This is a genomic window from Nocardia heshunensis, assembly GCF_054782115.1.
The window spans coordinates 1,191,347-1,211,598 of the sequence record NZ_BAAGTC010000003.1 but is presented as its reverse complement, the minus strand read 5'-3'; the positions used below and the strand labels follow the sequence as shown (position 1 = coordinate 1,211,598).

Sequence of the window (20,252 nt, the reverse complement as noted above, 5' to 3'; positions counted from 1 at the left end):
ATCCTCACCCGTTGGCGCGCTGCAACAGCAGTAGTACGGCTACCCCGGCGACCACGATCCCGATCAGATTGACGCCGAGTTGAGCAAGGGAGCTCAGCGCGGCACCCCATTTTCCTGCGAAGGCCGCGACCGCCGCCAGCCCGGCGGCGGGCACCGTGGTCACCGAAATGAACACGCCCACCAGGACGGCGGAACTGGAGGTGACCACCGCCAGCATGCCCGCGATTCCCGCCAACAGGGCCACCACCAGCGAGAACGGCCCGACATGGTAGATGAAGTCGAAGGCGCGGGCGTCCTCGATATTGTCGACCCCGATCCATCCGAGACGAACCCACAGCAGTGTGGCCAGCACGGTGATGGCCATCGCGGCCGGAAACGAAATGGCCAGGGTGCGTGCCGAAGTCCGCACGAGTCGGGTGTCGCGGCGCACCAACCCCACCGAAAGCGCTGCCAGCGGGCGGAATTCGGGACCGACCACCATCGCGCCGACCAAAGTCAGTGGCGAGGCCGTTGTTACGCCCACCGCCGACAGCAGGATCGCGATTGTCAGAAACGCCAGGAACGTGGGCGTGAATCGGGCCCACTCGCACGCTTGGCCGAGTAGCTGCGCCCACACCACCGATCGGTCCGGCCGCTGCGAAGCCGCGGCGTCGGCCAGTTCCCCCGCCTCGGACAGCACGGTGCCCGTCGGCGTGAGCGAAATACCGCCCGTCCGAACCAAATCCAGCGCAGTCAACGCGGTGAGCACATCGTTCACCGAGCTCCGCGCCAAATCCGCCTCGATCACATCACCCTGCGGATCCATGGCATCACCGCGGCCGAACAGCACATGGGTGGCCCCGGGTTCCGCCGCCAGGATGCGCAGTACTTCGCCACTCCGCTCGTTCGGAGAGATGATCCGCAGATGCAGCACAGTCGCGCCTCCTTCAGCCCGGCGGGCTGAGTCTTCGATCAGCATCAACTGCCTGGCTCATTTCCAGCAACCATAGCGGTAGAACAACCCGGTGCCGCGTGACTGCGCGGGCGCGCCGAACTGGATGGTGGAGCTGAATTCCGGCTACTCGTGGCGTCGGGAGAGCGCTTTCCGAAGGACCCAGGCGTTCCTTCCACACCTGGTGCAATAGCGATCCGGCGTGGTGGTCAATATCTCCCGCCTGCTCGGCCTGATCGCCTTCCCAACCCAAAACGCCTACTGCGCATCGAAATTCGCAGTCCGCGGCTACACCGAAGCCCTGTGCCACGAATTGCACGGCGACTCACTACTTCGACCTGATCCGCCCCGCATGGCGCTCGCTCGCCGGCTATTGCTCAGACGAGATTCAGTGTGACGGCCAGGGCGCCGAGGATCGCCATGGTGGAGGTCACGCCGACGTGCATTCCGATCGAGACTCGAATGTCCTTGGTGCGCCAGGCGAACAGGAATCCGGGGAACATGAAGATCACTCGGGAGACGAAGACCCAGGGTGTCCAGAAGTGGTAGAGGGAGAACAGCACCGTGGTGGCGACCGGGGCCCAATTGCCCAGGTGGGCGATGCGGGGGAGGAGGAAACCGCGGAAGTAGAGCTCCTCGATGAGCGGCAAGGCGATGCCGGTCAGCGGCAGGCAGATCAGCATCGCCATGACCATGGTCGAATGCGAGTTACCGGCCAGGAATCCGGTGAAGCTGCCCGCACCGTCGGTGAACGGGACCCAGGTGAAGAAGCGGTGGAGGAAGAAGCGGTTCAGGGGTGCGGTGATGACGCTGAGCACCATCATCCACGCGATGAGGGGGAGAGCCAGCGCGATGAGCTTCCGGCGGGGGAGTGGCCGGTCGGTGTAGCGGAGTACGCCCTGGAATGAGAAGTGGCCGTTGAGCTTCCGGCCGAGCAATAGCAGTCCCAGCAGGATCGGGATCAAGACCAGACACAGGGCGATCGCCCAGCCGAGCAGGCTCGGGTAGTGAATGGCCTCGACGAACGGGTGGGCGATGAGCAGGTAGGCGGAGACGATCAGGGCGCCGGGTACCAGGTGCAGCAGGATCGACAGTGGCAGCGGGTGGCGGTCGCTCAGCAGCACTCGGCTGATGACGCCGCCGCGGCTGTCAGGATTCGCAGGAGAACAGGTGGGTGAATCGGTCTTCGCTGGGATTGGCCTCGGGTGCATGTCACGACTGTCCGCGGCCGGGCAGTCATATCGCTGACATGGACCTGACACGCGCTCCCGCGGTGGCGTTCGGTTCGACGTCGCCGCCCCACGCCGAACCGGCCGTCATCATCCCGTAAAGATCCGCGACCGAGAGAAATCCGGAGCGGATCATGGATCTTCGGAGGCGCATCCAACCGAGGAACGAGGTGATCCGCGTGCTGCTCCACACCGCAGCGGCCGTCACGGCCACGGTACCCAGCTACTCCGGCGCCGCGGTCGCCATCGGTACCGCGATCATCCTCATCGTTCTCGCCGCGCTGACCATCTGGGTGCTCCTGGGCGAGCGTCGCCACCGCTGAGCCAGCCGCCGCGAGCCGGGGTCAGCTCTTGATGAAATCGAGCAGGTCCTCATTGAATTGTGCTGCGTGCGTGGCGTATATGGCGTGTCCGGCGGTTGGGTACTGCTTGTAGACGCTGTGCGGGATCGGTGCCGCGGTGCGGTGGCTGGACGCGTCGATCGGGACGGATTGATCGGCGTTGCCGTGCACGATGAGGGTCGGCAGCTTGATGGCGGCGACATCGGCACGATGGTCGGTGTCGAACAGTTCCCGGCGTACCGCGACGGTGGCGTAAGGAGAGGCCGTCTGGCAGCGGCGAATCTCGTTGTCGATCATCGCCTGGCTGACGTTGTTGTCCAGATGGGTCGCGAAGTAGCCCTGCGCGCGATCTGCGAACCAGCGGGGGCGGTCGGTGCGGAGCTGGGCGATGTCGGCCTCGTTGATCGCCTCGGGCAAGCCTTCCGGGTTGTCATCGGTGAGCCGCAGGTACGGCAGCGTCGCGGCGAGGAACGCGACGCGCGCGATCCTCTCGTCACCGTGCCGGGTCAGATAGCGTGCGACCTCTCCACTGCCTGCCGAATGCGCGACCAGCGTGACATCGCGAAGATCGAGCAGATCGATGAGAGCCGCGAGATCGTCGGTGCGAGTATCGATGTCGTAGCCCGAGTAAGGCCGGTCGGAACGGCCGTGCCCACGGCGGTCGAGCAGGACACAGCGGAAGCCGCGCTCGAGGAAGAACGGGACCTGATATTCCCACATATCGGCATTGAGCACCCAGCTCGCGACGAAGACGATCGGTGCGCCCGAGCCGTAGTCCTCATATGCGAGAAGTGTTCCGTCGGTAGGTGTTTCGAAGAATGGCATGTGAAATCCCGGGGGTCGATGGCGGTTCGTGTCCGACTCTAATGAGCGCGGTGCTGCGAAACGATTACGTCGGAGGTAAATCAACCTGGCAGCGAGTTACCCGCGAATCCGCGCGGTGCGGTCTATCGCACAGATGGTTGCGGGGGATATGCCGGTCTGGGTACGGTCACGCGGCCACGTCACGATCAGAACGCAGGGGGCACGCATGCCGGAGGCCGCCACCTCGTTCGGCGATCTATTGCGGGCCTGGCGGCGAGCGCAAGGCGTCAGCCAACTCGAACTCGCCGGTGGTACCGGCGTATCCACGCGCCACCTCAGCTTCCTGGAGACCGGTCGCGCCACCCCCAGTCGGGCCATGACATTGCGTCTGGCGGAGGAGTTGAAAGTACCGGCGCGAGAACGCAATACGCTGCTCATCTCCGCCGGGCACGCCCCTGACTTTGTCGAAAGTGTCTGGGAATCACCGGAAATGGCGGAGGTCCGGGAAGTCGTCGATCGAATCCTGGACAGTCACATGCCGTTTCCGGCGCTGGTCACCGACCCGATGCGGAATATCGTCCGGGCCAATCCCGCCGTAGCGATCTTCTACGAAGGGTTGGCCCCGCATCTGCTCGCAGACAACGGCATCGGCGGCAACGTAGCGCGGATGGTCCTGCACCCCGAAGGGCTCTCGACCCGCCTGCTGAACCTGGCTCCGATCCGCGCCGCCATGCTCGAATACCTGCGCGCGCAGCTGTCCGCCCGCCCCGACCCCCGGATCGCGGCACTACTGATCGAATGCGAGTCGTACCCTTCCCCGCCCGCCACCGCAGCACCCGACGCGCTCGGCAGCGTCTTGCTGTCCGGACAGCTCCGCCGCGGCGACCGCATCTTGAGCTTCTACAGCACCCTGCTCACCTTCGGCACCGCCACCAACCCGGCCTTCACCGACCTCACCCTGGACCTGGTCTTCCCCGCCGACCCGGACACCGCCGCCTTCATGCGTGACTACGCCACGAAAAAAGCCCCGCACCATGAATGGCGCGGAGCTTCTCACAATTCAAGCTGAATCAGATGGCGCGGACGTCCTGTGCCTGCGGGCCCTTCTGGCCCTGCTCTACACCGAACTCGACACGCTGACCCTCTTCGAGGGACTTGTAACCCGAGCCGCTGACGGCCGAGTAATGCACGAAGACGTCAGGGCCGCCTCCGTCTTGAGCGATGAAGCCGAAGCCTTTTTCGCCGTTGAACCACTTCACACTGCCTTGAGCCATGCTGTTATAACTTCTTTTCTGTTGTGAGCCGGGCAAATTCTTGGTAAGCCACCCGTTCTCAATTACCGACTATGTCATGCCCCGCGTCTTTCACACGGGAACTGTGAGCCAACCGACATCGATTGCGGCCCAGTGTCGGTGCTCGATGCCATCATCCACCTATGTCACTGGAGTTCTTCAACGGGTTGTCCGGGACGCTGTCGATCGAGCTGACGGAACCGACCGAAAGCATCGCGGCAACCCTGTCCAACCAGCGCACGACATCAACCGCGGCAATCAAGCGAGTCTCGTTCACGCTGAACGTGTTCGAAAACGGGGAGGCCCGCGACTTGACCGCCAACGAACTCAACCGCGTCGTCCTGGAATTGCCCATCCTGAACCTGCGCGGTTCCGGCGCCCCCGTCGAACACCGAGCCCCCAACGGCAAGTGGTTCACGGTGCGCGACCTCGCCGCCGCCATCGCCGAGACAGAAACGACCACCCGCGAGCAGTCACAGTGGTTCGGCGGCACCGACGTCCATCACACCTTCTTCGAAGGCATCGAAAAGAGAGCCGATGGAGTCTGGGAAATCTCCTGGGGCTCATGAAAACCCCACATTCCCGCCTGTCGCGCCGGCTGAACCGTCCAGCGCGACACCGCGGAAGTCCAACCGGCCGCAATCAGCCGCCGTGGACCCGGGTAATCATTCCGCTCGGGCGTACCGCGCGGCAGACAGCACCGCGTCCATGTCGATCGCCAGGTCCGGATTCTGTTCCTGGGCTTCCTGAAACTCGAAGAACACGTCCTCGATCGTGGTACGGCGAGCCAAGGCGATCAGTTCGTGCCGAACATAGTCACTCAGCGGCATCCCAGCCGCACCTGCACGGCGAGCGAAGACCGTCCAGATCTCTGCGGACAACTCGTAGCTATGGATCAATGCCATTGCATCAGCGTCGATCTGGGCAATGGGGTGCCCGGGCCGCTCCCATGCCAGGAACTCGACCACGGAATCCAGCGGGATACGTGTCCGGCTCAGTCGGATCAGCTCTGCTCTGATGTACGCAATCGCAGGCAGTTCGGCCGCTCGGGCCCGTCGCCGCAGTACTTTCGCCGCTGCTCCCGGCAGGTCGCCTATCACGATCGTCGCCATGATTACACCGTAGGCACCCGAACCGAGGGCGACAAGGCTCCTAATGCCTACACCTGAGTATCCGGTCATGCCGCTGGTCTGGCGGTTCCATGCGGTCGGTGCCTGCGGCTGGAAGATCAACGTGCCGTAGCCATCTCGACGGGGGAACACCCGGTGTTGCCACATTCGGCGGGTGCTGGAGGTGGCACGGATGGACGTGGATGATAAGTGTGTCGATTACTTGGAACTCGGGGGTGGATCAGTGAATCCTGTTGCGGTGGAGGCGGGGACGAGGTTGATGGAGCTGATGGCCACCGACGCGTGGTTCGACGCGAAGGAGGTTGTGGTCGGCTGGTGGTGGACGATCGACCCCGATCGGGCCAACCAAGTCGACGCCGATCTCGAGCAGCTCGCTCACGAGATCGGGACCGATGGGTACCGGGCTCGGGAGACGACAACCCGGCAGTGGCAAGACCAGTTCCAGCAACTGCTGTCGGAGGATCCCCACCAGATCGAGCGGCTCCGGCGGCTGCTGATCGAACAGTTGGTGCCCCGATTGACCGGCGCGATCCGAACCGGCACCGCCCCGGCCCGTACCCGGGCACATCATCCCGTTGCAGGGTTGGCGGCGGACTTGGCCGGCCGCGAACGAGTCCTCGGCAACGACCACCCCGCCACCCAAGCCCTGCGCTGGCCCCTCGCCATCGCCTGCGACTTACACGGCTATCTGGCCCCGGCGATCGAGTTGTACCAACAGATCATCGCCGATCGGGAACAGGCTCTCGGCCGAGACCACCCGGACACCGTGATCACCCGTGGCAGGCTGGCCTGCGCCCAACTGGGACTGGCCGGCGCCGACGGTCCTGCGGGGAATCCCGAGCGGCTGATACCACTGCTGGAGCAGACGCTGGCCGAGCACGAGCGAGTGCTCGGCGCCGAGGCGTACGAGACCGGGGTCGTACGCGGCAGCCTGGCCGACACCTATTTTTCGGCGGGAGCGTCGGGCCAGGCTTTCGCACTCTACGAACGGGTCGTTGCCGAGCGGGAGCGGGCGCTCGGTCTCGATAGCCTTGCCACCGTGCATGCTCGGTGGGAGCTCGCCGTGGCCTACGAGTCGTCGGGGGACCTGCCTCGGGCGATCACGATCTTCGAGCAGGTCCTTGCCGATCACGCCCGGCTGCTCGGCGACCGCCACTCGAAGACCGGCGCTGTCCGGAGCAGACTCGCTGAGGCGTACCTGGCAGCGGGAGATCCGGTCAAGGCAATCTCGCTTCTGGAACGAATCGTCCTCGATCGAGACCAGGCCGACCTCGTCCACCTACCAAGCGACCGTAGCCGCCTTGCCCACGCCTATCTGTCGGCGGGGAATCCGCAACGGGCAATCCCGCTCTACGAGCTGGCCCTTACCGGATTTGTGGAAAGCGCACCGCCCGACGCCCCCGCAGTCCTGTCCGCGCGCGCAAACCTGGCCAATGCCTACACGCTGGCAGGCAGTCCTGAGCGAGCGATCCCACTCTACGAACACAACCTTGCCCTTCTGGCCGAAGATCACTACGAGTTCCATTCCGCCATCCTCGACAACCGCAGCCGTCTGGCGACCGCGCAGGAGTTGATGAGGAACCGGAACCAGGACCGGTAAGAGGACCTACCTCCCCGATCCGCGACGCATAACCCGAGACTGGCGATACCTCATACAAGTGAGCTCGCGTGCCGCATCCCGCGCTGACTGAACCCTCCAGCGCGGTCGAAGCGAAGATCAACGGGCGGAATCGATCTGGGGTCGCCTGAACACACCATCATGCCGAATGCAGGGGTGACTGGCCGCAGCCCACACAAACCCGTCTCGACGGGGTAGCTTTGGCCAGTTCCGATGTCGGAGTGTGTGATCAGGCCAGTCGAGAACTCCGACCGTCATGTGGCTGCCACGCACCTACGTCGGTAGGGTCCCACCGTGAAATCGAAATGGGCCGTAGGCGACAAGTGTGAACTACCGGCCACCGCTGCCCTCTGGCTTTGCGATGAGCCGCAACCAGGGATGGTCCTCGTCGAGTTCGTCGATGCCCTTGGTCGCCCCCACTGGTTGATCGACAAGTGCGCAATCTTCGGAAGCGACTTGTCGCCGACCTCGACCTACCCGCGCCCGACCCGAATTATGTGTGCAATTGAGGAGATCAACGGCGACATCGCCACGGTCAGCCCGTGGTGGACGATCAGCCGACGAGGTCTGCCGTTCGCCTTCGATGTCCGGCTGGAGGGTCTTATTCCGGTGACCACGGACTGGCAATGAACCTGGGACCTCGGCAACGAGCAATCGACTGACGAACATCGCTCCTGCCGCGTGGCGCGTTGACCGAGTCGGCCAGCGCAGCGCGGCGGAAGATCAACCGGCCGTTGCTGATCCGAGGCCGGCCACGATCCTCAAATTGCCGAGTTTGGTGCGGCCAGCTACCGGTAACGACGGTGGGCCCCAACGCGATCTGGTCGGTGAATGCATTCGTGGAGGAGGGGCGTGGTTACCGGAACCGCAGCACTGAAGCAGCATTTGTACGACCTGCGTTGGCGAATCATGTGGTTGATCGTCGCGGTCGTGTTGATTCTGGCGGGGCTCATGTTCGCGCTGTCAACGTGGGGCCAGGACCTCGGCCCGAATGCGCCGGTCGCGCCCCTACCGGCGGTCACTTCACCGTTGCCGTCTAACGAGCCGCCGTCGGTTGTGCCTCAGCACTGACTGAACATCCTCCTCCTGCCGCGTGGCTCGCTGACCCGACCGGCCAGGGCGGGCCAGCGCGAAGATCAACGGGCCGAACCGATCCGGGGGCCGGCGGAAACGTCCTGCATTGCCGAGTGCCGAGTGGCACATCCTGGAGGACAGATCAGGAATTCACCTCCAGAATGTGCCACTCGGCGACGAGATATGTTCTGGTGCTCGTGATTACGACGTTGGTATTGGTGGGAGGGGGTGGGGGCGGGGGGCAATGCTCGAGCATCCGGAACTGCCGCTGATCGCTCGGTTCGGGACCGCCGCGGTGCCCGCTGGCGAACGTATTGAGCTGTCGATGAGCGTGCGGGGGATTGGCTAACTCGCGACGATAGGGGCGGGCGGGTGGCTGGGTTCACGTCACGCCGGTGGGACCGCCGTTGGGTTCGGTCGGTTCCTGGGTCTGGCCGGGATTGGAAACCGTTCCTGCGGAGCGAATTTGTTCGAGTACGGAAAGGATTTCTGCCTGCAGGTCGCTGGGTTGCTCTGGCCGGCGGTGGCGCAGTGCGGCGTATGCGGTTAGCGCCCACAGCAGCGCTACAGTGATAGCGCTGATCCAGGCGAGCGCATTCGCCCAATTGAGATTGTTGCGGTCGCCGTGCAGGACACTCAGGATCGTCGAGGCGTTCAGGGCGGTGAGCAGGGCCGCGATGAGAAGCTCCCAGCGAGTGGGGCGCCTCAGTTTGAAGAGATTCTCCCTCCGTTTCTGTCTGTTCAACTCGCGCAGCCGCTTCCACAGCATCGCCGACGATTCGTTGTCTGTCGGGTCCCGCATCAGCCACTCCTGTTCGGGATGGATCGACCGGTCACCACACGCCGGTCAACGGCGAGCGTCCGACAGTCGCGGACGCGTCTCATTCCCCGAAGCAAAGTGATTGCTAAATAATTGCCGACCTCGAGTCGGATGGCTAGTGCCAGGGGAATGACGCAGGTCACCGAGCCCTCGAAGGCCTGACAATGCCGCGAGAACAGGCCGGCGCAAACGACCGGAACTGCACCTGTCGATCAAAGGGTTTCCCGGTCATCCTTTCGCGTATCGGGTGTGTGACGGGTGTCAGGGAGTCGTCAGCGAGGGGAAGCGGACAAAATTCCGCAGTGAGTACTCCCTGATCTTGGAAGGGGCACGGCCGGGTGACGTCGCCGTGGTGTGATCGGGCTATGGGTGCGACAGGGTTCTGGTTCGTCACCGCGCTACCCGATGATGCGGTCCGGGCGCTGGGGGCGCATGTCGGGGATGAGGGCTGGGAACCGGACGTGTCAGGGATGGAGTGGTGGCGGGCGAGTGGCGGTGACTTCGCGGTCGAGGCGGGTGGCCGCGGAACGGTGTGCACTGCCGAGGCCGAGCGTTTCGGCAATCTGGTGCTTAGTGAGTGTGGCGATGAGTTGTGGGAGGCCTGGAACGATCTCGCCGCAACGGTTCCCGCCGAGCTCAGGTACGTGGCCAGCGCCCGCAAGGGTGATCCCACCGCGGCATTGTGCTACGGACTCGGGCCCGCGGCCACGGACCTGCTGCCCGGGCGATTCGGCGAGTTCCTGCTGCTCGCCGCAGAGGTCGCACGGGCGGCGCCCGATATCGAGCGAGCCCTCGCCCTCGACGGTGCACGCCGCGATCGGGTGATCGACCGGATCGGTGCTTGGATGGCCGGGATGTCGGACGCGGGCAACGACTTCGACGCCGCCGACCTCCTCGACGGCCCCCTGCACTTGGTCCGCCGCGCCGCTGCCGAGGGTCTTGGGCTGGTCTCGCTGACCATATGGTTCTGATCGGTACTCTCGAAAAGTTCGATGCAGTGGTTTGACTTGCTCACGACCTCCGGACAGACTCGAACACCTTGTCGCCGTGGGCGGCTCGTTCGGGGGAGGGCCTGATCTCGTGGGTGTCTTTTGTGGTCGCGCGGTGTCCGCGGTAGTTGCGTTGCTCCTACTGGTCGGGGTGACCGGGTGTTCACTGGGGAGCACACAACAGGCCGAGGTCGGGATCTCGGAGCTACCCGTTCGCTGCTCCGAAGCGCTGCAACCTGCCGAGCAGGCAATCAGGGCGTTTGCGGGCGAGGCTTACGGGTCCGTTGCCGAATCGGCGGACACCGGTCGTGAAGACGATGGCATCAGCCAGGATCTGGACTGTGTGAGGAAGTTCGGCGCATCGGTTCAGCGTGAACCCGTCAAGACGTATCGGACGCCTATGTGGCGCAACGTCTCGGTCTCCTACTTCCTCTTCCTGGATCCGATCGGCATCAGCAAGACACCCCGGAACCTTCCGGACTACATCCCCGGATCGACTAAACCGAGCACCACACCCATTGCCGGGATCGGAGAGGAAGCGATCACCTGGGTCGACGAGACCAAGGATCCGGCGCGGGTCAGCGTGCTGTTCAGCATCGACAACCTGATGGTGACCGTCGAAACCTGGGGCAAGGACTGGTCCGGAGTCCCGGAGACGAACCCGATCACCAATTCCCCGGAGCTGCGCACCGACCTGCACACCGGCACCGAGGCGATCGCGAAATCCATTGCCCAGCAGATCCCTTCGGCGCTACCGAAAGCGAAGCTGACCAGAACTTCACTGACCACCGGCATCACCACCCCCACGACGAAAGTCGCTGCACCGGTGTGGAATCCCTGCCAGATCTCCGATGACAACCTCACCCGAGCCGGGCTCGACGTCGGATCAGTGCGTCTAGGCGACCAGATGAGCAGCCACGCGACATGCATGTGGGAGGGTGGGTGGTACCGACTGCAGGTCTCCTCGAGCGTCTCCCCCTTCGAATGGTCGGCCTACGAGAACTCCACCTATGTGCGCCCGAAGCCGGTGACCATCGACAACCGTCACGGGGTCCAAGTGCAGTGGCGCGACAGCGACCTCGTCTGCGCCCTCGTCTTCGAACTCCCCACCGAAGCTGATCTTCCCGACAAGGGCGGCCGAACTCTCACCTTCGAGGCATCGCTCTCCGAGCACCGAACCCAGGCGGAACTGTGCGACGAACTGACCCGAGTCGTGGGCATCCTGTCGAGTTCGCTGCCGACGACTACGTAAGCGGCAAGCGCGAATTCACCACCACCCGCCGCGAATAGGTCGACTCCGGATGCACGGTCACCACATCCAACCGCTGTACCAAGGGGCCGGGCACGTCGCAGCCGTCGAAATGCGCCAGCGACGGTACGAACACCGCCTCCGCATCCAACCTCGTGGCCTGCGCCTTCAACCGCGCCAGCGGCGGTCGGCCACCGGCGGGGTCGTAGACCACGATCTCAGCCAGGTCGTAGCCGTATCGCGCTGCCAGCCTGCGGATTTCGGTCTCGTCCCACAGCTGTGAGACCCCAGAAACATCCGTGCGCAGGTATCCGAGCGCCGTGGGTGTGTACCGCATGACCGCCCTCTGATCGTGGCCGTCGATGGCCGTGTGGTCGTGGAGTTGGAGGTAGAACCCGCCGTAGTCCTCGGCGGAGTCACCGCTGCTCTGTAGCTCGAGGACGCCACCAGGGAACTCGAAGAGCCTTGTACGTCTGTTCATCCGGTGCCCCTGTCTGCCGTGGGTCGAGCTCCCCCTGTCATCGACGCTAGAAACCGGGGGACCGTCGAGACCATGAACTTGGCTGAACTTGCCCACATTGGGCCGTTGTGGGAACGAAACTTGGCCATCGGCGGGACGATTGACAGGCGCCGCAGACCGGCGCGGAAATGCCAGACAAGTAGGAGGCGAAGCCATGTGCCTCGAGTTCCTGGGCAAGGGCGGCTCGCAGGTGAACGACTGCCCGAGTCTGTATGCGACCGAATCCGCCTATCTCGTCCAGGGGTGGAGTACCGACCGGCCCGATACGGTGGAGATACCGCATTTGCTGCTCGGATTCCTCGATCCCCGAACCTTTCTCGGCTCTCCGTTGACGGACACGGGCAGGGGTACCTTCACGGTTACCGGACGGCCGATCACGGATGCCGACACCCTCGGTCAGCTCGAACTGGCTGACGACGAGGCAGTCATCGAAGTACCCAAGCTGGAAAGGACCTTCTACGGTGCAGCTGCGGCAAGGCGATTGGTCGGACCTGTTCCAGCAATGTCGCAGTGAGGCGTTCCATCTCGAGGTCAGAGACGACTACGCGGTGCCGCTCGAGTCCGAACCATTCCGCCGTTTCCTCGCGAACGAGCCGGACGATTACGCATGGTTCGAGGACTGGGATGCGTTGGTACGGGGGACAACTCGGCGAGGCGTGACGATGAGCCGGGCTCGCGTCATCACGGTGCCGCACACCGACTACCAGCGCTGGAGCCTGGTTGTCGCAGCACGCAATGTCGCGGCGGGTGAGGATATTCGATACCTGCCGCGACATCTCGCGGGAGAGGTGCCGCCGGATGACTGGTGGCTCATGGACAATGAGACCGTGGTGTTCAACCTGGTCGATAGCCGGACGAAGTCGGCCGGTGCCGCGATAACGACTGATCCGGGGATCGTCGAATACTGCCAGGCTGTCAAGCAGCGACTCTGGAAGCTTGCGACCCCCTACTCCGAGTACGTGGCACAGACGGTGACGTGACCGGAAGCGTCCAGGAAGCGAGAGAAGCGCTCGGACAACGGCTTCGGGAGTTACGCCGTTCCGTGGGCATGTCCGGGCGCGTCCTCGCCGAGCGGGCGCGCTGGCACGAGTCCAAGGTCAGCAAGATCGAGCACGGCATTCGCCCGCCATCGGAAGCCGACGTACGAACCTACTGCGAGATCCTCGAAACTCCCGAGCAGCTGCCGGACCTGCTGGCGACGATCCGGAATATCGACAGTGCCCATGTCGAATGGCGACGTGTCCTGAGCGCCGGAACCAGGCGTGGACAACACGCACTGACAAAGCTGGCAGAGCGTACGAAGCTCATGAGGGTCTATCAACCGTATGTCGTGCCCGGTCTGCTCCAAACAGCCGACTACGCACGAGCGATCTTGCGGCAGGCCATCGACTTCTACCGCATACCTGACGATCTCGAAGACGGTGTCGCGAAAAGAATGGAGCGACAGCGCATCCTGTACAGCGGTGACCGGCGATTCCACATCCTCATGGGCGAGCAAGCCCTGTCGACCGGCGTGGCCGATGCGGGAGTGATGACGGGACAACTGGACCGGCTCACGGCCATCATCGGATTGCCGCGGGTGACCTTCGGAATCGTTCCTGCCGAGGCCTACTGCCCGGCGCCCGCGATGAACTTCGTGATGTACGACCGCAGCATGGTGATGGTTGAAGGTGTCACCGCGGAGTTGAAGGTAACCCAACCAAGAGAAATCGCCATCTACGGTCACGCGTTCGACACGTTGGCCCGCCAGGCTGCGACCGGTGACGCGGCGCGGGCATTGATACGCAACGCAATCAGCAAACGGAACGGCGAGTGAGTCAGTCGAATGGCGAGCCGCCAGTGTCTGTCAGCGGGTTCGACGTCGTCACGACAATGCCTCTCCGATCTCACGCTTCTTGAAGCGCTTGCTGTACCGCTCCTCGTCGGTGTCCGATCCCGGGTTGAGGGCGGGGGAGCGGCGCTCGACGGCTTGCCGCTCGCGAATTACGGCCTCCTCCAGGAGTTGCAGCATCGGCACCTCGGAGAGGGAGTCCTTCGTTGCTGCGCGGTCCACATCGGTGCGGGTGAGCAGTCCGGCCGCGATCAAACCCTCGACGGGGTTTGCTCCGTAGGCGCGGGCCAGTTCGATTACTGTGCCCGCGACGGGTGGGTCGGACTCTTCGAGGTGGCGCTTGATGCGGGGGCCGTTGGAGTCCAGGCGTTCCGCGATGGAGCGGGTGCTCGCACCTCGGGTGATGATTCGCTTCCAAGCGTCGAACGCTTGTCTCATCGTTGCATCATATCCATAGCTGCAACCCTCTTGTTCCATGCCCGCTGCTGATCGGTGCGTTCCGTCATTCCAGGCTGCGATGACAATGATCTGACCTGCATTGTCAACGTTTCACCATGCGCTCCGGACGCCTGCCCGATTTTGTCGGTGTGGCTGTCGGACAGCGTTGATTTCACGGTGCGTGAATTCCTTGCCGCGCGGGCCGCGTGTGGTCACTGTCGATGCGTACATGTGCATGGATCCACACCGGTTCGGCGAAGGGTGATCAATGTCTGTTACCGACGAATACCTGTCCAATAATGCTGATTACGCCGCCCAGTTCAGGGGGCCGTTGCCGTTGCCGCCGAGTCGGCATGTCGCGGTTGTGGCGTGCATGGATGCGCGGCTCGACGTGTATCGGATACTCGGGTTGAAAGACGGGGAGGCGCATGTCATTCGGAATGCGGGTGGGGTGATCACCGATGACGAGGTGCGGTCGCTGGCGATCAGTCAGCGGTTGCTGGGGACTACCGAGATCATCCTGATTCACCACACCGACTGCGGCATGCTGACTTTCACCGACGATCAGTTCAAGCGCGACATTCAGGACGAGGTCGGGGTGAAACCGACCTGGTCGGCGGAGGCGTTTCCGGATCTGGACGAGGATGTGCGGCAGTCGATCCGGCGGATCGAGCGCAGTCCGTTCCTCACGAAGACGACCTCGCTGCGCGGGTTCGTCTTCGATGTCGCCACCGGCAAGCTTGCCGAAGTCGTCTCCTGACCGATCGAAAGATCCTCGGCCCGAGGCGTTTTGACAGCGGATTGCCAGCGAAGGCAGGCAGGATGGAGGGTTCCCGAACAAAGGTGGATGAATTGAATTCTCGTAGTGCGTTTGTCGGAGTGGCGATTGCGGCGGTCGCGGTCTCGCTGACCGGAACCGGTACGGCCAGTGCGGACACCGGCGACTATCTGATCGGCGACACCGTGTACTTCAACTCGGGCCCGGCGCAATGCTCGATTCGCCCCAACGGTGACACCGGCTGCGATATCGCACCGGGCATCGCCACCTGGTTGGGTGTCATCCCTGTCACCGACCTGGTCATCGACGTGTCCTTCCTGCCCGCGCACCCGACCTTCGGCGCGTTCGGGCCGCACGGTCGCGCGGACGCCCGAACCCTCGATCAAGGGAACGGCTACGGCACCACCGTCTCCTACGCGGGAGCCACCTGCTCCGGCGGCGGGCGCGGGGGCACCAGTTGCCAGTCCAAGGGGCACAGCTTCAGCTTCGGCTGGTCGGGCACACAGACCAGCTGAGCCTCACCCGTTGTGCGGTGATCGGTACGGCCTTCGGGTTCCGTGGGTGGAACGGGCGAATTGGCCCGGGGTCTGGCCCTTCCAGTCACGGAACGCGGTCGCGAAGGCCGAGGTGCTGGTGTAGCCGAGGCGGGTGGCGATCGCGTCCACGGTGAAGCCCGCCGTGAGCAGTTCTTCGGCGAGGATTCCCGTTGTCTCGCAGGCCAGTTCGCGGAAGGTGGTGCCTTCCTCGGCGAGACGGCGGCGCAGCGTGCGGACACTCATGTGCAATTCGTCGGCAACCATGGATTGATCGACCGTGCGGCCGCCGCGCACGAGCAGGGCGCGGACTTGGCCGGACAGGCCGGTTCGGGCCCGGCGGCGGGCCACGGTCTCCTCGCACAGTTGCTCGTATTGTTTGCGCAGCACCGGATTCGCGTGCGGCATGGGCCGCCGCAGGTCGGCGGCGTCGAGGGTCAGCACGTTGGCGGGGCGGTCGAAATGGATGTCGCGGACGCCGAGCAGGGTCCCGACCGCCTCGTACACTGGGGCGTAGGGGAAGGTGAGTTCGAGCCGGTGCACGAGGATGTCCCAGGTCAGCAGGTCGCGCTGAATGGTGCGCACGGCCGCGAGATCGCGTTCGATCGCGAAGCGGCGCAAGGGTTCGGGCGCGGTGGCCGCATCGAGGGTCACCAGCACGGTGTCACCGGCGTCGGTCATGCCGAAGCGGGTGTAGGCGAACGACAGCTCCGAGTAGCGCACCCACAGCTCGACCATCTCCCGCACGGTCGAGCAGCTCGTCATTGCCAGACCCAGGCCGCCCAGCATCGGCGCCCGCACCGAAAAGCCCGCCAGCAGACCGAATCCCGGTTCGTCACCGATCGCGGCGAGGATATTGGCGACGACCTGGAACTCCTGCGCGATATCGAGCTCGCGGCCGGGGTCCTCGAGATCGTCCTCCTGAAGACCGGTGCCCGCCAAAACCGCGGCGGCACTCAAAGATCGGTCACGGGCGAACCCGACCAGCGCCGCGGCGCTGTGAATCGAACGCACACACCATGGGTCGTCGGGCATGCCGCGGATGCTCCCCCCTCTGATTCGATCCCGGTCACGAACCTAGCAATTCTAGAGCTACCAAACGGTGGATGCTCGTGGATCGACTTCGAAGCGAAGGCCGCACCCGGACTGGCCGAAAATCGCAGGAACCTGGCCGCCGCCTTGCCCGCCGTCGCGCCCACCACCTCATAGCCTGATGACGCGGCGTGTCGACCACCCCTTTCGACACGCCGGACCCCACCCTCGAACCGGGGTCGCTTCACATCCGGTAGTCCTCGCCAGGCGGGTGTGTTACCCAACCGCAGCCCGTCCTGCCCCGCCTGGCGGGGCTGCCTCATGTCCGACCGCCCACGCGGGCTCCGAGCCTCGGATGGAGACCATGACGACCGCTGACCCCACCTACGGTGGCGCGCTACGGGTATTGGCCGAAATCCTCCGTCACTACGACACCCTCGACGACTTCCTGCACCAACTCCACCGCGCCCTCGACGCCCCGACCCAGGAGCTGCCGCGCCTCGACACTCCCGTGCGCGGCCCCCGCCATGCCCTGGTGACGCCCGGCAACTAGCTGATCGGTCCCGCACCGGTCGAGTTCGGCCCGCCTGTCGCCGGTGGCGGATGTTCATGCCACGGTGTCTGGTTCAGTTGGTGATGTAGGCCGGGTGGGGGCCGGTGGTGGCGAGGGTGGTTTGGCCTTGGGAGAGGGTGACGGTGAGTTGGCCGCCGGAGCTGTTGGGGAGGACTCGGCCGGGGGCGGTGAGGTTGCCGGACCAGTGTTGGAGGGTGCCGTCGCAGGTGACGTAGACGGGGGCGTCGAGTTGGATGGCGATCGGGCCGCCGATGCCGCCTTGGAACATTTGGTCCAGGGTGCCGTCTACGACGGTGACGCCTGCGGAGCCGCCGCCCTCGCAGGTGGCGGTGCCGTTGATGGTCAAAGTGGTGACTTTGTAGACGAGTTGGGTTTCTACCGTGATGGATGCGGTGTCAGCGCCCGCAGGTCCGGCGGCCACGAAAAGGGATGCTGTCGCGGCGAAAATCGCGAGACAGGGGATGGGAAGGTGGAACATGGTGCGCCTCGAGTCGATCGATGGTCCCGACCTTGATCAGGTCATTCTTCCAGGGTTCGATGCGGCGCACCATGTGCCGTCGATGATCTCGGATTACGGGTACTCGGGCAGGTCGATGCCGTTGATCGCGCGGTTGATGAGGTCCATGTCCCATTCGGGTTCGGCCGGTTCGAGGTCCGGGTCGGGGATGTCGAGGCTGCGGGCGTGCAGGCGGCCGATCTCCTGGTTGGCTTCGACGAAGGAGCGCATGCGCTTCTCGTAGGCGGCGAAACCGGTGTCGGGGTTCCAGTCGGCGGCGGCCAGCTCCCCGGCCAGCAGGTAGGCGCCGACCAGGGCCAGGCCGGTGCCCTGGCCGGACATGGGGGAAGAGCTGAACGCGGCGTCGCCGAGCAGCGCGACGCGACCGTTGGACCAGCGGTCCATGATCACCTGGGCGATCTGGTCGAGGTAGAAGTCGGGGGTGTCGTCCAGGTGGGTCAGGATGCGCGGAGCCAGCCAGCCCATGCCGGTCATGCGCTCGCGCAGCAGGCGCTTCTGGGCTTCGATGTCGCGGTAGTCGATGTCGAGTTCGGTTGCGGCGAAGGAGAACATGGCCATGGCGCGGGTCGCGTCCTGGATCGGGCGCAGGCCCGCGGTGCGACCGGCCTCGTGGTAGTCGAGCAGCCAGCGGTCGAGGCCGAATTCGTTGGGCACCGTGTAGAAGGCCAGCGCGTGCCCGAGGTGATGGACGTACTGCTCGTGCGGTCCGAAGGCCATGGCGCGCAACGAGGAATGCAGCCCGTCGGCGCCGATCACCAGGTCGTAGCGCTGCCGGTCGCCGCTCTCGAAGACGACGTCGACCCCGTCGGCGTCCTGGGTGAGCTCGGCGATGCGGTCGCCGAAGCGGTACTCGACGCCATCACGGGTGTCCTCGTACAGCACCCGGGACAGGTCCCCGCGCAGGATCTCGATCTCGGAGATGTAGCCGTCGCCGCCGTCGTCCGCGGCGCGGAAGGTCTCCAGCACCGTGCCGTCCGCGTCCACGGTGTACGCGCCCGCGGTGTCGGTGATCGCCGCGCGGATCGCCTCGTCCAGTCCCATGCGCCGGATGACCTCCCGGGCCACCCCGCGCGCGTCCACCGCCTGCCCGCCGGGGCGCAGCTCCGGTGCCCGTTCCACCACGGTCACCTCGGCTCCGCGCCGGCGCAGCCAGTGGGCCAGCGCGGGCCCCGCGATGCTCGCCCCCGCCACCAACACCCTGGTACCGCTCATTGCGCCTCCTGCTCACCCGTCTGGATCACTGCCGGATCGTCTGCTGTGCATGGACCCCCGTCGGTGGATCCAGAGGTAGCGACGATGCACCCGGTCGAAATTCATCGGTGCGGCCGAATTAGCGCGAGCGGTAGGTCAGGCGAGGCGGACTTCGGCGGTGGCCAGTCCGAAGACCTTGCGCCCGGCCGACTTTGCCACGATGACGACGACCGCGGTCCGGTTCTCGGCGTCCACCGACTTGATGCGCCCGGTGAACTCGACGCTCCCGGCGGTGTCCGCCTCGATGATCGTGTAGTTCGACAGCCGGACCCCGTAGCGGATCATCGCGCCCGGATCACCGAGCCACCCGGTGACGAAGCCCGCGCCCAGTCCCATGGTGAGCATGCCGTGCGCGATCACATCGGGAAGTCCTGCCAGCGTGGCGATTTCGTCGTGCCAGTGGATGGGGTTCGCGTCTCCGGAGACCCCGGCGTAGTTCACCAGATCACCGCGGGTCAGGCGGACGGTCTTGGCCGGCAGCTCGTCGCCGACGGCGATGTCCTCGAAGCGAAGGGTGGTGCGCGGCAACCGGGTTCGCGACATCGCGGACAGGCGCGCGCCAGCTTCCGGCTTCGCGGCCGATAGCTCGTCGTCGGCCGAAATGACTGTGCGGGACGCGGAGTCCAGGCCGCTCATGATGACCCGTTCGAGCGTCTCGCCGATATCGGCGCCGACCTCTTCACCGGTCACACCCACGACGGTGGTGTTCATGACCTGCATGACGTGCCCGGCCTGATCGGTGAACGTATTGGTGATGGTGATCAGGTCCTTGCCCGCGATGCGGCGCACCGAGGACAGTTCGACCTCGCTGTTCAACCGATCGCCCGCGACCACCGGCTGATACATCTCGAAGACCTGATCGGTCTGCACGACAATGTCGTAGCCGCTCAGCAGCGTCTCGAGCAGTCTGCGGTTGGCCAGCATGGCGGTGGTGGAGATGAACGTGGTCGGCGCGATCAGACCCGAATAGCCGAGCTCCGCGGCCGCGTCCTCACTCCAGTGCGCGGGATGGAAGTCCTGCACCGCGCGTGCGTACTCGCGGATCTTCTCCCGCCCCACCTCGTAGAAGTCGTCCGTGCGGTACCAATGCCCGACCAGCTGATCCACATCGAACGCTGCTTCCACCAAGCCACTCCTTCATCCGGGGATTCCTTCGGCACCCGTAACCGGCATCGGCGGTGCCGAATTCGCGAGTGAAAGCACACCTTCTCACAGACGATGGGCGTCGGGTGGCAGTGGCGCCGAATGCCCCGTTCTTGGCGCGAAGGGCCAGCGATATGTGCTGGTCACGCGCACTACCG

General features: G+C 64.8%; 27 protein-coding genes. 15 read left to right on the top strand and 12 right to left on the bottom strand.

Annotated features, from left to right (window positions below; all coding sequences use genetic code 11):
- Positions 1-4: 4 nt before the first annotated feature.
- Positions 5-913, bottom strand: a complete 909-nt coding sequence (locus ACYVN4_RS12610; RefSeq protein WP_460720487.1) for a DUF389 domain-containing protein — start codon at positions 911-913, stop codon at positions 5-7.
- Positions 914-1,133: 220 nt separating this feature from the next.
- Between ACYVN4_RS12610 and ACYVN4_RS12605 the strand changes: the two genes are divergently transcribed.
- Positions 1,134-1,328: an SDR family NAD(P)-dependent oxidoreductase gene (locus tag ACYVN4_RS12605; protein WP_460720485.1), complete on the top strand. Its 195-nt coding sequence runs from the start codon at positions 1,134-1,136 to the stop codon at positions 1,326-1,328.
- Here ACYVN4_RS12605 and ACYVN4_RS12600 read toward each other — a convergent pair.
- The gene (locus ACYVN4_RS12600) at positions 1,309-2,055 is read right to left on the bottom strand and encodes a lysostaphin resistance A-like protein (protein WP_460720483.1); all 747 of its coding nucleotides are present in this window, start codon (positions 2,053-2,055) and stop codon (positions 1,309-1,311) included. The genes ACYVN4_RS12605 and ACYVN4_RS12600 overlap by 20 nt on opposite strands.
- A 284-nt stretch (positions 2,056-2,339) precedes the next feature.
- Between ACYVN4_RS12600 and ACYVN4_RS12595 the strand changes: the two genes are divergently transcribed.
- Positions 2,340-2,483 (top strand): hypothetical protein, encoded by a 144-nt coding sequence (locus ACYVN4_RS12595; protein ID WP_460720482.1) that lies wholly within the window; start codon positions 2,340-2,342, stop codon positions 2,481-2,483.
- Positions 2,484-2,504: 21 nt separating this feature from the next.
- Here the strand turns inward: ACYVN4_RS12595 and ACYVN4_RS12590 are convergent, their stop codons facing one another.
- Positions 2,505-3,326, bottom strand: coding sequence for an alpha/beta fold hydrolase (locus tag ACYVN4_RS12590; RefSeq protein WP_460720480.1), 822 nt, complete (start codon positions 3,324-3,326; stop codon positions 2,505-2,507).
- Positions 3,327-3,531: 205 nt separating this feature from the next.
- On the opposite strand from ACYVN4_RS12590, the gene ACYVN4_RS12585 reads away from it, so the two are divergent.
- The gene (locus ACYVN4_RS12585; protein ID WP_460720478.1) at positions 3,532-4,374 is read left to right on the top strand and encodes a helix-turn-helix domain-containing protein; all 843 of its coding nucleotides are present in this window, start codon (positions 3,532-3,534) and stop codon (positions 4,372-4,374) included.
- Between the two features lies 1 nt (position 4,375).
- Here ACYVN4_RS12585 and ACYVN4_RS12580 read toward each other — a convergent pair whose 3' ends face one another.
- Positions 4,376-4,579: a cold-shock protein gene (locus tag ACYVN4_RS12580; RefSeq protein ID WP_460720476.1), complete on the bottom strand. Its 204-nt coding sequence runs from the start codon at positions 4,577-4,579 to the stop codon at positions 4,376-4,378.
- 185 nt (positions 4,580-4,764) lie between these two features.
- On the opposite strand from ACYVN4_RS12580, the gene ACYVN4_RS12575 reads away from it, so the two are divergent.
- Positions 4,765-5,166, top strand: coding sequence for a hypothetical protein (locus ACYVN4_RS12575; RefSeq protein ID WP_460720474.1), 402 nt, complete (start codon positions 4,765-4,767; stop codon positions 5,164-5,166).
- Between the two features lie 96 nt (positions 5,167-5,262).
- On the opposite strand, the gene ACYVN4_RS12570 is transcribed toward ACYVN4_RS12575, so the two are convergent.
- On the bottom strand, positions 5,263-5,709 hold the full coding sequence (locus ACYVN4_RS12570) for a hypothetical protein (RefSeq protein WP_460720472.1): 447 nt from the start codon (positions 5,707-5,709) through the stop codon (positions 5,263-5,265).
- 190 nt (positions 5,710-5,899) lie between these two features.
- Between ACYVN4_RS12570 and ACYVN4_RS12565 the strand changes: the two genes are divergently transcribed.
- The 3 genes from ACYVN4_RS12565 to ACYVN4_RS12555 all read left to right on the top strand — a co-directional run bounded on the left by ACYVN4_RS12565 (position 5,900) and on the right by ACYVN4_RS12555 (position 8,416).
- Positions 5,900-7,327 carry a tetratricopeptide repeat protein gene (locus ACYVN4_RS12565; protein WP_460720470.1) on the top strand — a complete coding sequence of 476 codons (1,428 nt, stop codon included), beginning with the start codon at positions 5,900-5,902 and terminating at the stop codon, positions 7,325-7,327.
- A 312-nt stretch (positions 7,328-7,639) separates the two neighbouring features.
- The gene (locus tag ACYVN4_RS12560; RefSeq protein WP_460720468.1) at positions 7,640-7,975 is read left to right on the top strand and encodes a hypothetical protein; all 336 of its coding nucleotides are present in this window, start codon (positions 7,640-7,642) and stop codon (positions 7,973-7,975) included.
- A gap of 222 nt (positions 7,976-8,197) precedes the next feature.
- Complete coding sequence (locus tag ACYVN4_RS12555) at positions 8,198-8,416, top strand: hypothetical protein (RefSeq protein ID WP_460720466.1); 219 nt, start codon at positions 8,198-8,200, stop codon at positions 8,414-8,416.
- Between the two features lie 385 nt (positions 8,417-8,801).
- Here the strand turns inward: ACYVN4_RS12555 and ACYVN4_RS12550 are convergent, their stop codons facing one another.
- Complete coding sequence (locus ACYVN4_RS12550; protein WP_460720464.1) at positions 8,802-9,221, bottom strand: hypothetical protein; 420 nt, start codon at positions 9,219-9,221, stop codon at positions 8,802-8,804.
- A gap of 383 nt (positions 9,222-9,604) precedes the next feature.
- Here ACYVN4_RS12550 and ACYVN4_RS12545 point away from each other — a divergent pair, with 383 nt between their 5' ends.
- Together ACYVN4_RS12545 and ACYVN4_RS12540 are read left to right on the top strand one after the other, a co-directional pair.
- A complete protein-coding gene (locus ACYVN4_RS12545) occupies positions 9,605-10,210 on the top strand; it encodes a hypothetical protein (protein ID WP_460720462.1) in 606 nt (201 codons plus the stop codon).
- A gap of 361 nt (positions 10,211-10,571) precedes the next feature.
- Complete coding sequence (locus ACYVN4_RS12540) at positions 10,572-11,480, top strand: DUF3558 family protein (protein WP_460720460.1); 909 nt, start codon at positions 10,572-10,574, stop codon at positions 11,478-11,480.
- Here ACYVN4_RS12540 and ACYVN4_RS12535 read toward each other — a convergent pair.
- The gene (locus ACYVN4_RS12535) at positions 11,473-11,958 is read right to left on the bottom strand and encodes a hypothetical protein (protein WP_460720458.1); all 486 of its coding nucleotides are present in this window, start codon (positions 11,956-11,958) and stop codon (positions 11,473-11,475) included. The genes ACYVN4_RS12540 and ACYVN4_RS12535 overlap by 8 nt on opposite strands.
- A gap of 193 nt (positions 11,959-12,151) precedes the next feature.
- Between ACYVN4_RS12535 and ACYVN4_RS12530 the strand changes: the two genes are divergently transcribed.
- The 3 genes from ACYVN4_RS12530 to ACYVN4_RS12520 are packed head-to-tail and all read left to right on the top strand — an operon-like array spanning position 12,152 to position 13,813.
- Positions 12,152-12,511, top strand: a complete 360-nt coding sequence (locus ACYVN4_RS12530) for a hypothetical protein (protein WP_460720456.1) — start codon at positions 12,152-12,154, stop codon at positions 12,509-12,511.
- Positions 12,459-12,977: a DUF6879 family protein gene (locus ACYVN4_RS12525; protein WP_460720454.1), complete on the top strand. Its 519-nt coding sequence runs from the start codon at positions 12,459-12,461 to the stop codon at positions 12,975-12,977. Before ACYVN4_RS12530 ends, ACYVN4_RS12525 begins: the two co-directional genes overlap by 53 nt.
- Positions 12,974-13,813: a helix-turn-helix domain-containing protein gene (locus tag ACYVN4_RS12520; protein ID WP_460720452.1), complete on the top strand. Its 840-nt coding sequence runs from the start codon at positions 12,974-12,976 to the stop codon at positions 13,811-13,813. The genes ACYVN4_RS12525 and ACYVN4_RS12520 overlap by 4 nt, the downstream gene beginning before the upstream one ends.
- A 48-nt stretch (positions 13,814-13,861) precedes the next feature.
- Here the strand turns inward: ACYVN4_RS12520 and ACYVN4_RS12515 are convergent, their stop codons facing one another.
- A complete protein-coding gene (locus ACYVN4_RS12515) occupies positions 13,862-14,266 on the bottom strand; it encodes a hypothetical protein (protein WP_460720450.1) in 405 nt (134 codons plus the stop codon).
- A 268-nt stretch (positions 14,267-14,534) separates the two neighbouring features.
- Between ACYVN4_RS12515 and ACYVN4_RS12510 the strand changes: the two genes are divergently transcribed.
- Together ACYVN4_RS12510 and ACYVN4_RS12505 are read left to right on the top strand one after the other, a co-directional pair.
- Positions 14,535-15,026, top strand: coding sequence for a beta-class carbonic anhydrase (locus ACYVN4_RS12510; RefSeq protein WP_460720448.1), 492 nt, complete (start codon positions 14,535-14,537; stop codon positions 15,024-15,026).
- A gap of 92 nt (positions 15,027-15,118) precedes the next feature.
- Complete coding sequence (locus ACYVN4_RS12505; RefSeq protein ID WP_460720446.1) at positions 15,119-15,559, top strand: hypothetical protein; 441 nt, start codon at positions 15,119-15,121, stop codon at positions 15,557-15,559.
- A gap of 3 nt (positions 15,560-15,562) precedes the next feature.
- Here ACYVN4_RS12505 and ACYVN4_RS12500 read toward each other — a convergent pair whose 3' ends face one another.
- On the bottom strand, positions 15,563-16,612 hold the full coding sequence (locus ACYVN4_RS12500; protein WP_460720444.1) for an AraC family transcriptional regulator: 1,050 nt from the start codon (positions 16,610-16,612) through the stop codon (positions 15,563-15,565).
- Between the two features lie 361 nt (positions 16,613-16,973).
- Between ACYVN4_RS12500 and ACYVN4_RS12495 the strand changes: the two genes are divergently transcribed.
- Complete coding sequence (locus ACYVN4_RS12495; RefSeq protein ID WP_460720442.1) at positions 16,974-17,162, top strand: hypothetical protein; 189 nt, start codon at positions 16,974-16,976, stop codon at positions 17,160-17,162.
- Positions 17,163-17,235: 73 nt separating this feature from the next.
- Here ACYVN4_RS12495 and ACYVN4_RS12490 read toward each other — a convergent pair whose 3' ends face one another.
- From ACYVN4_RS12490 to ACYVN4_RS12480, 3 genes are all read right to left on the bottom strand, one after another.
- On the bottom strand, positions 17,236-17,604 hold the full coding sequence (locus tag ACYVN4_RS12490; RefSeq protein ID WP_460720440.1) for a hypothetical protein: 369 nt from the start codon (positions 17,602-17,604) through the stop codon (positions 17,236-17,238).
- Positions 17,605-17,754: 150 nt separating this feature from the next.
- Positions 17,755-18,912 (bottom strand): FAD-dependent monooxygenase, encoded by a 1,158-nt coding sequence (locus ACYVN4_RS12485; protein ID WP_460720438.1) that lies wholly within the window; start codon positions 18,910-18,912, stop codon positions 17,755-17,757.
- A gap of 135 nt (positions 18,913-19,047) precedes the next feature.
- Positions 19,048-20,079, bottom strand: a complete 1,032-nt coding sequence (locus ACYVN4_RS12480; protein ID WP_460720436.1) for a fused (3R)-hydroxyacyl-ACP dehydratase subunits HadA/HadB — start codon at positions 20,077-20,079, stop codon at positions 19,048-19,050.
- Positions 20,080-20,252 lie beyond the last annotated feature (173 nt).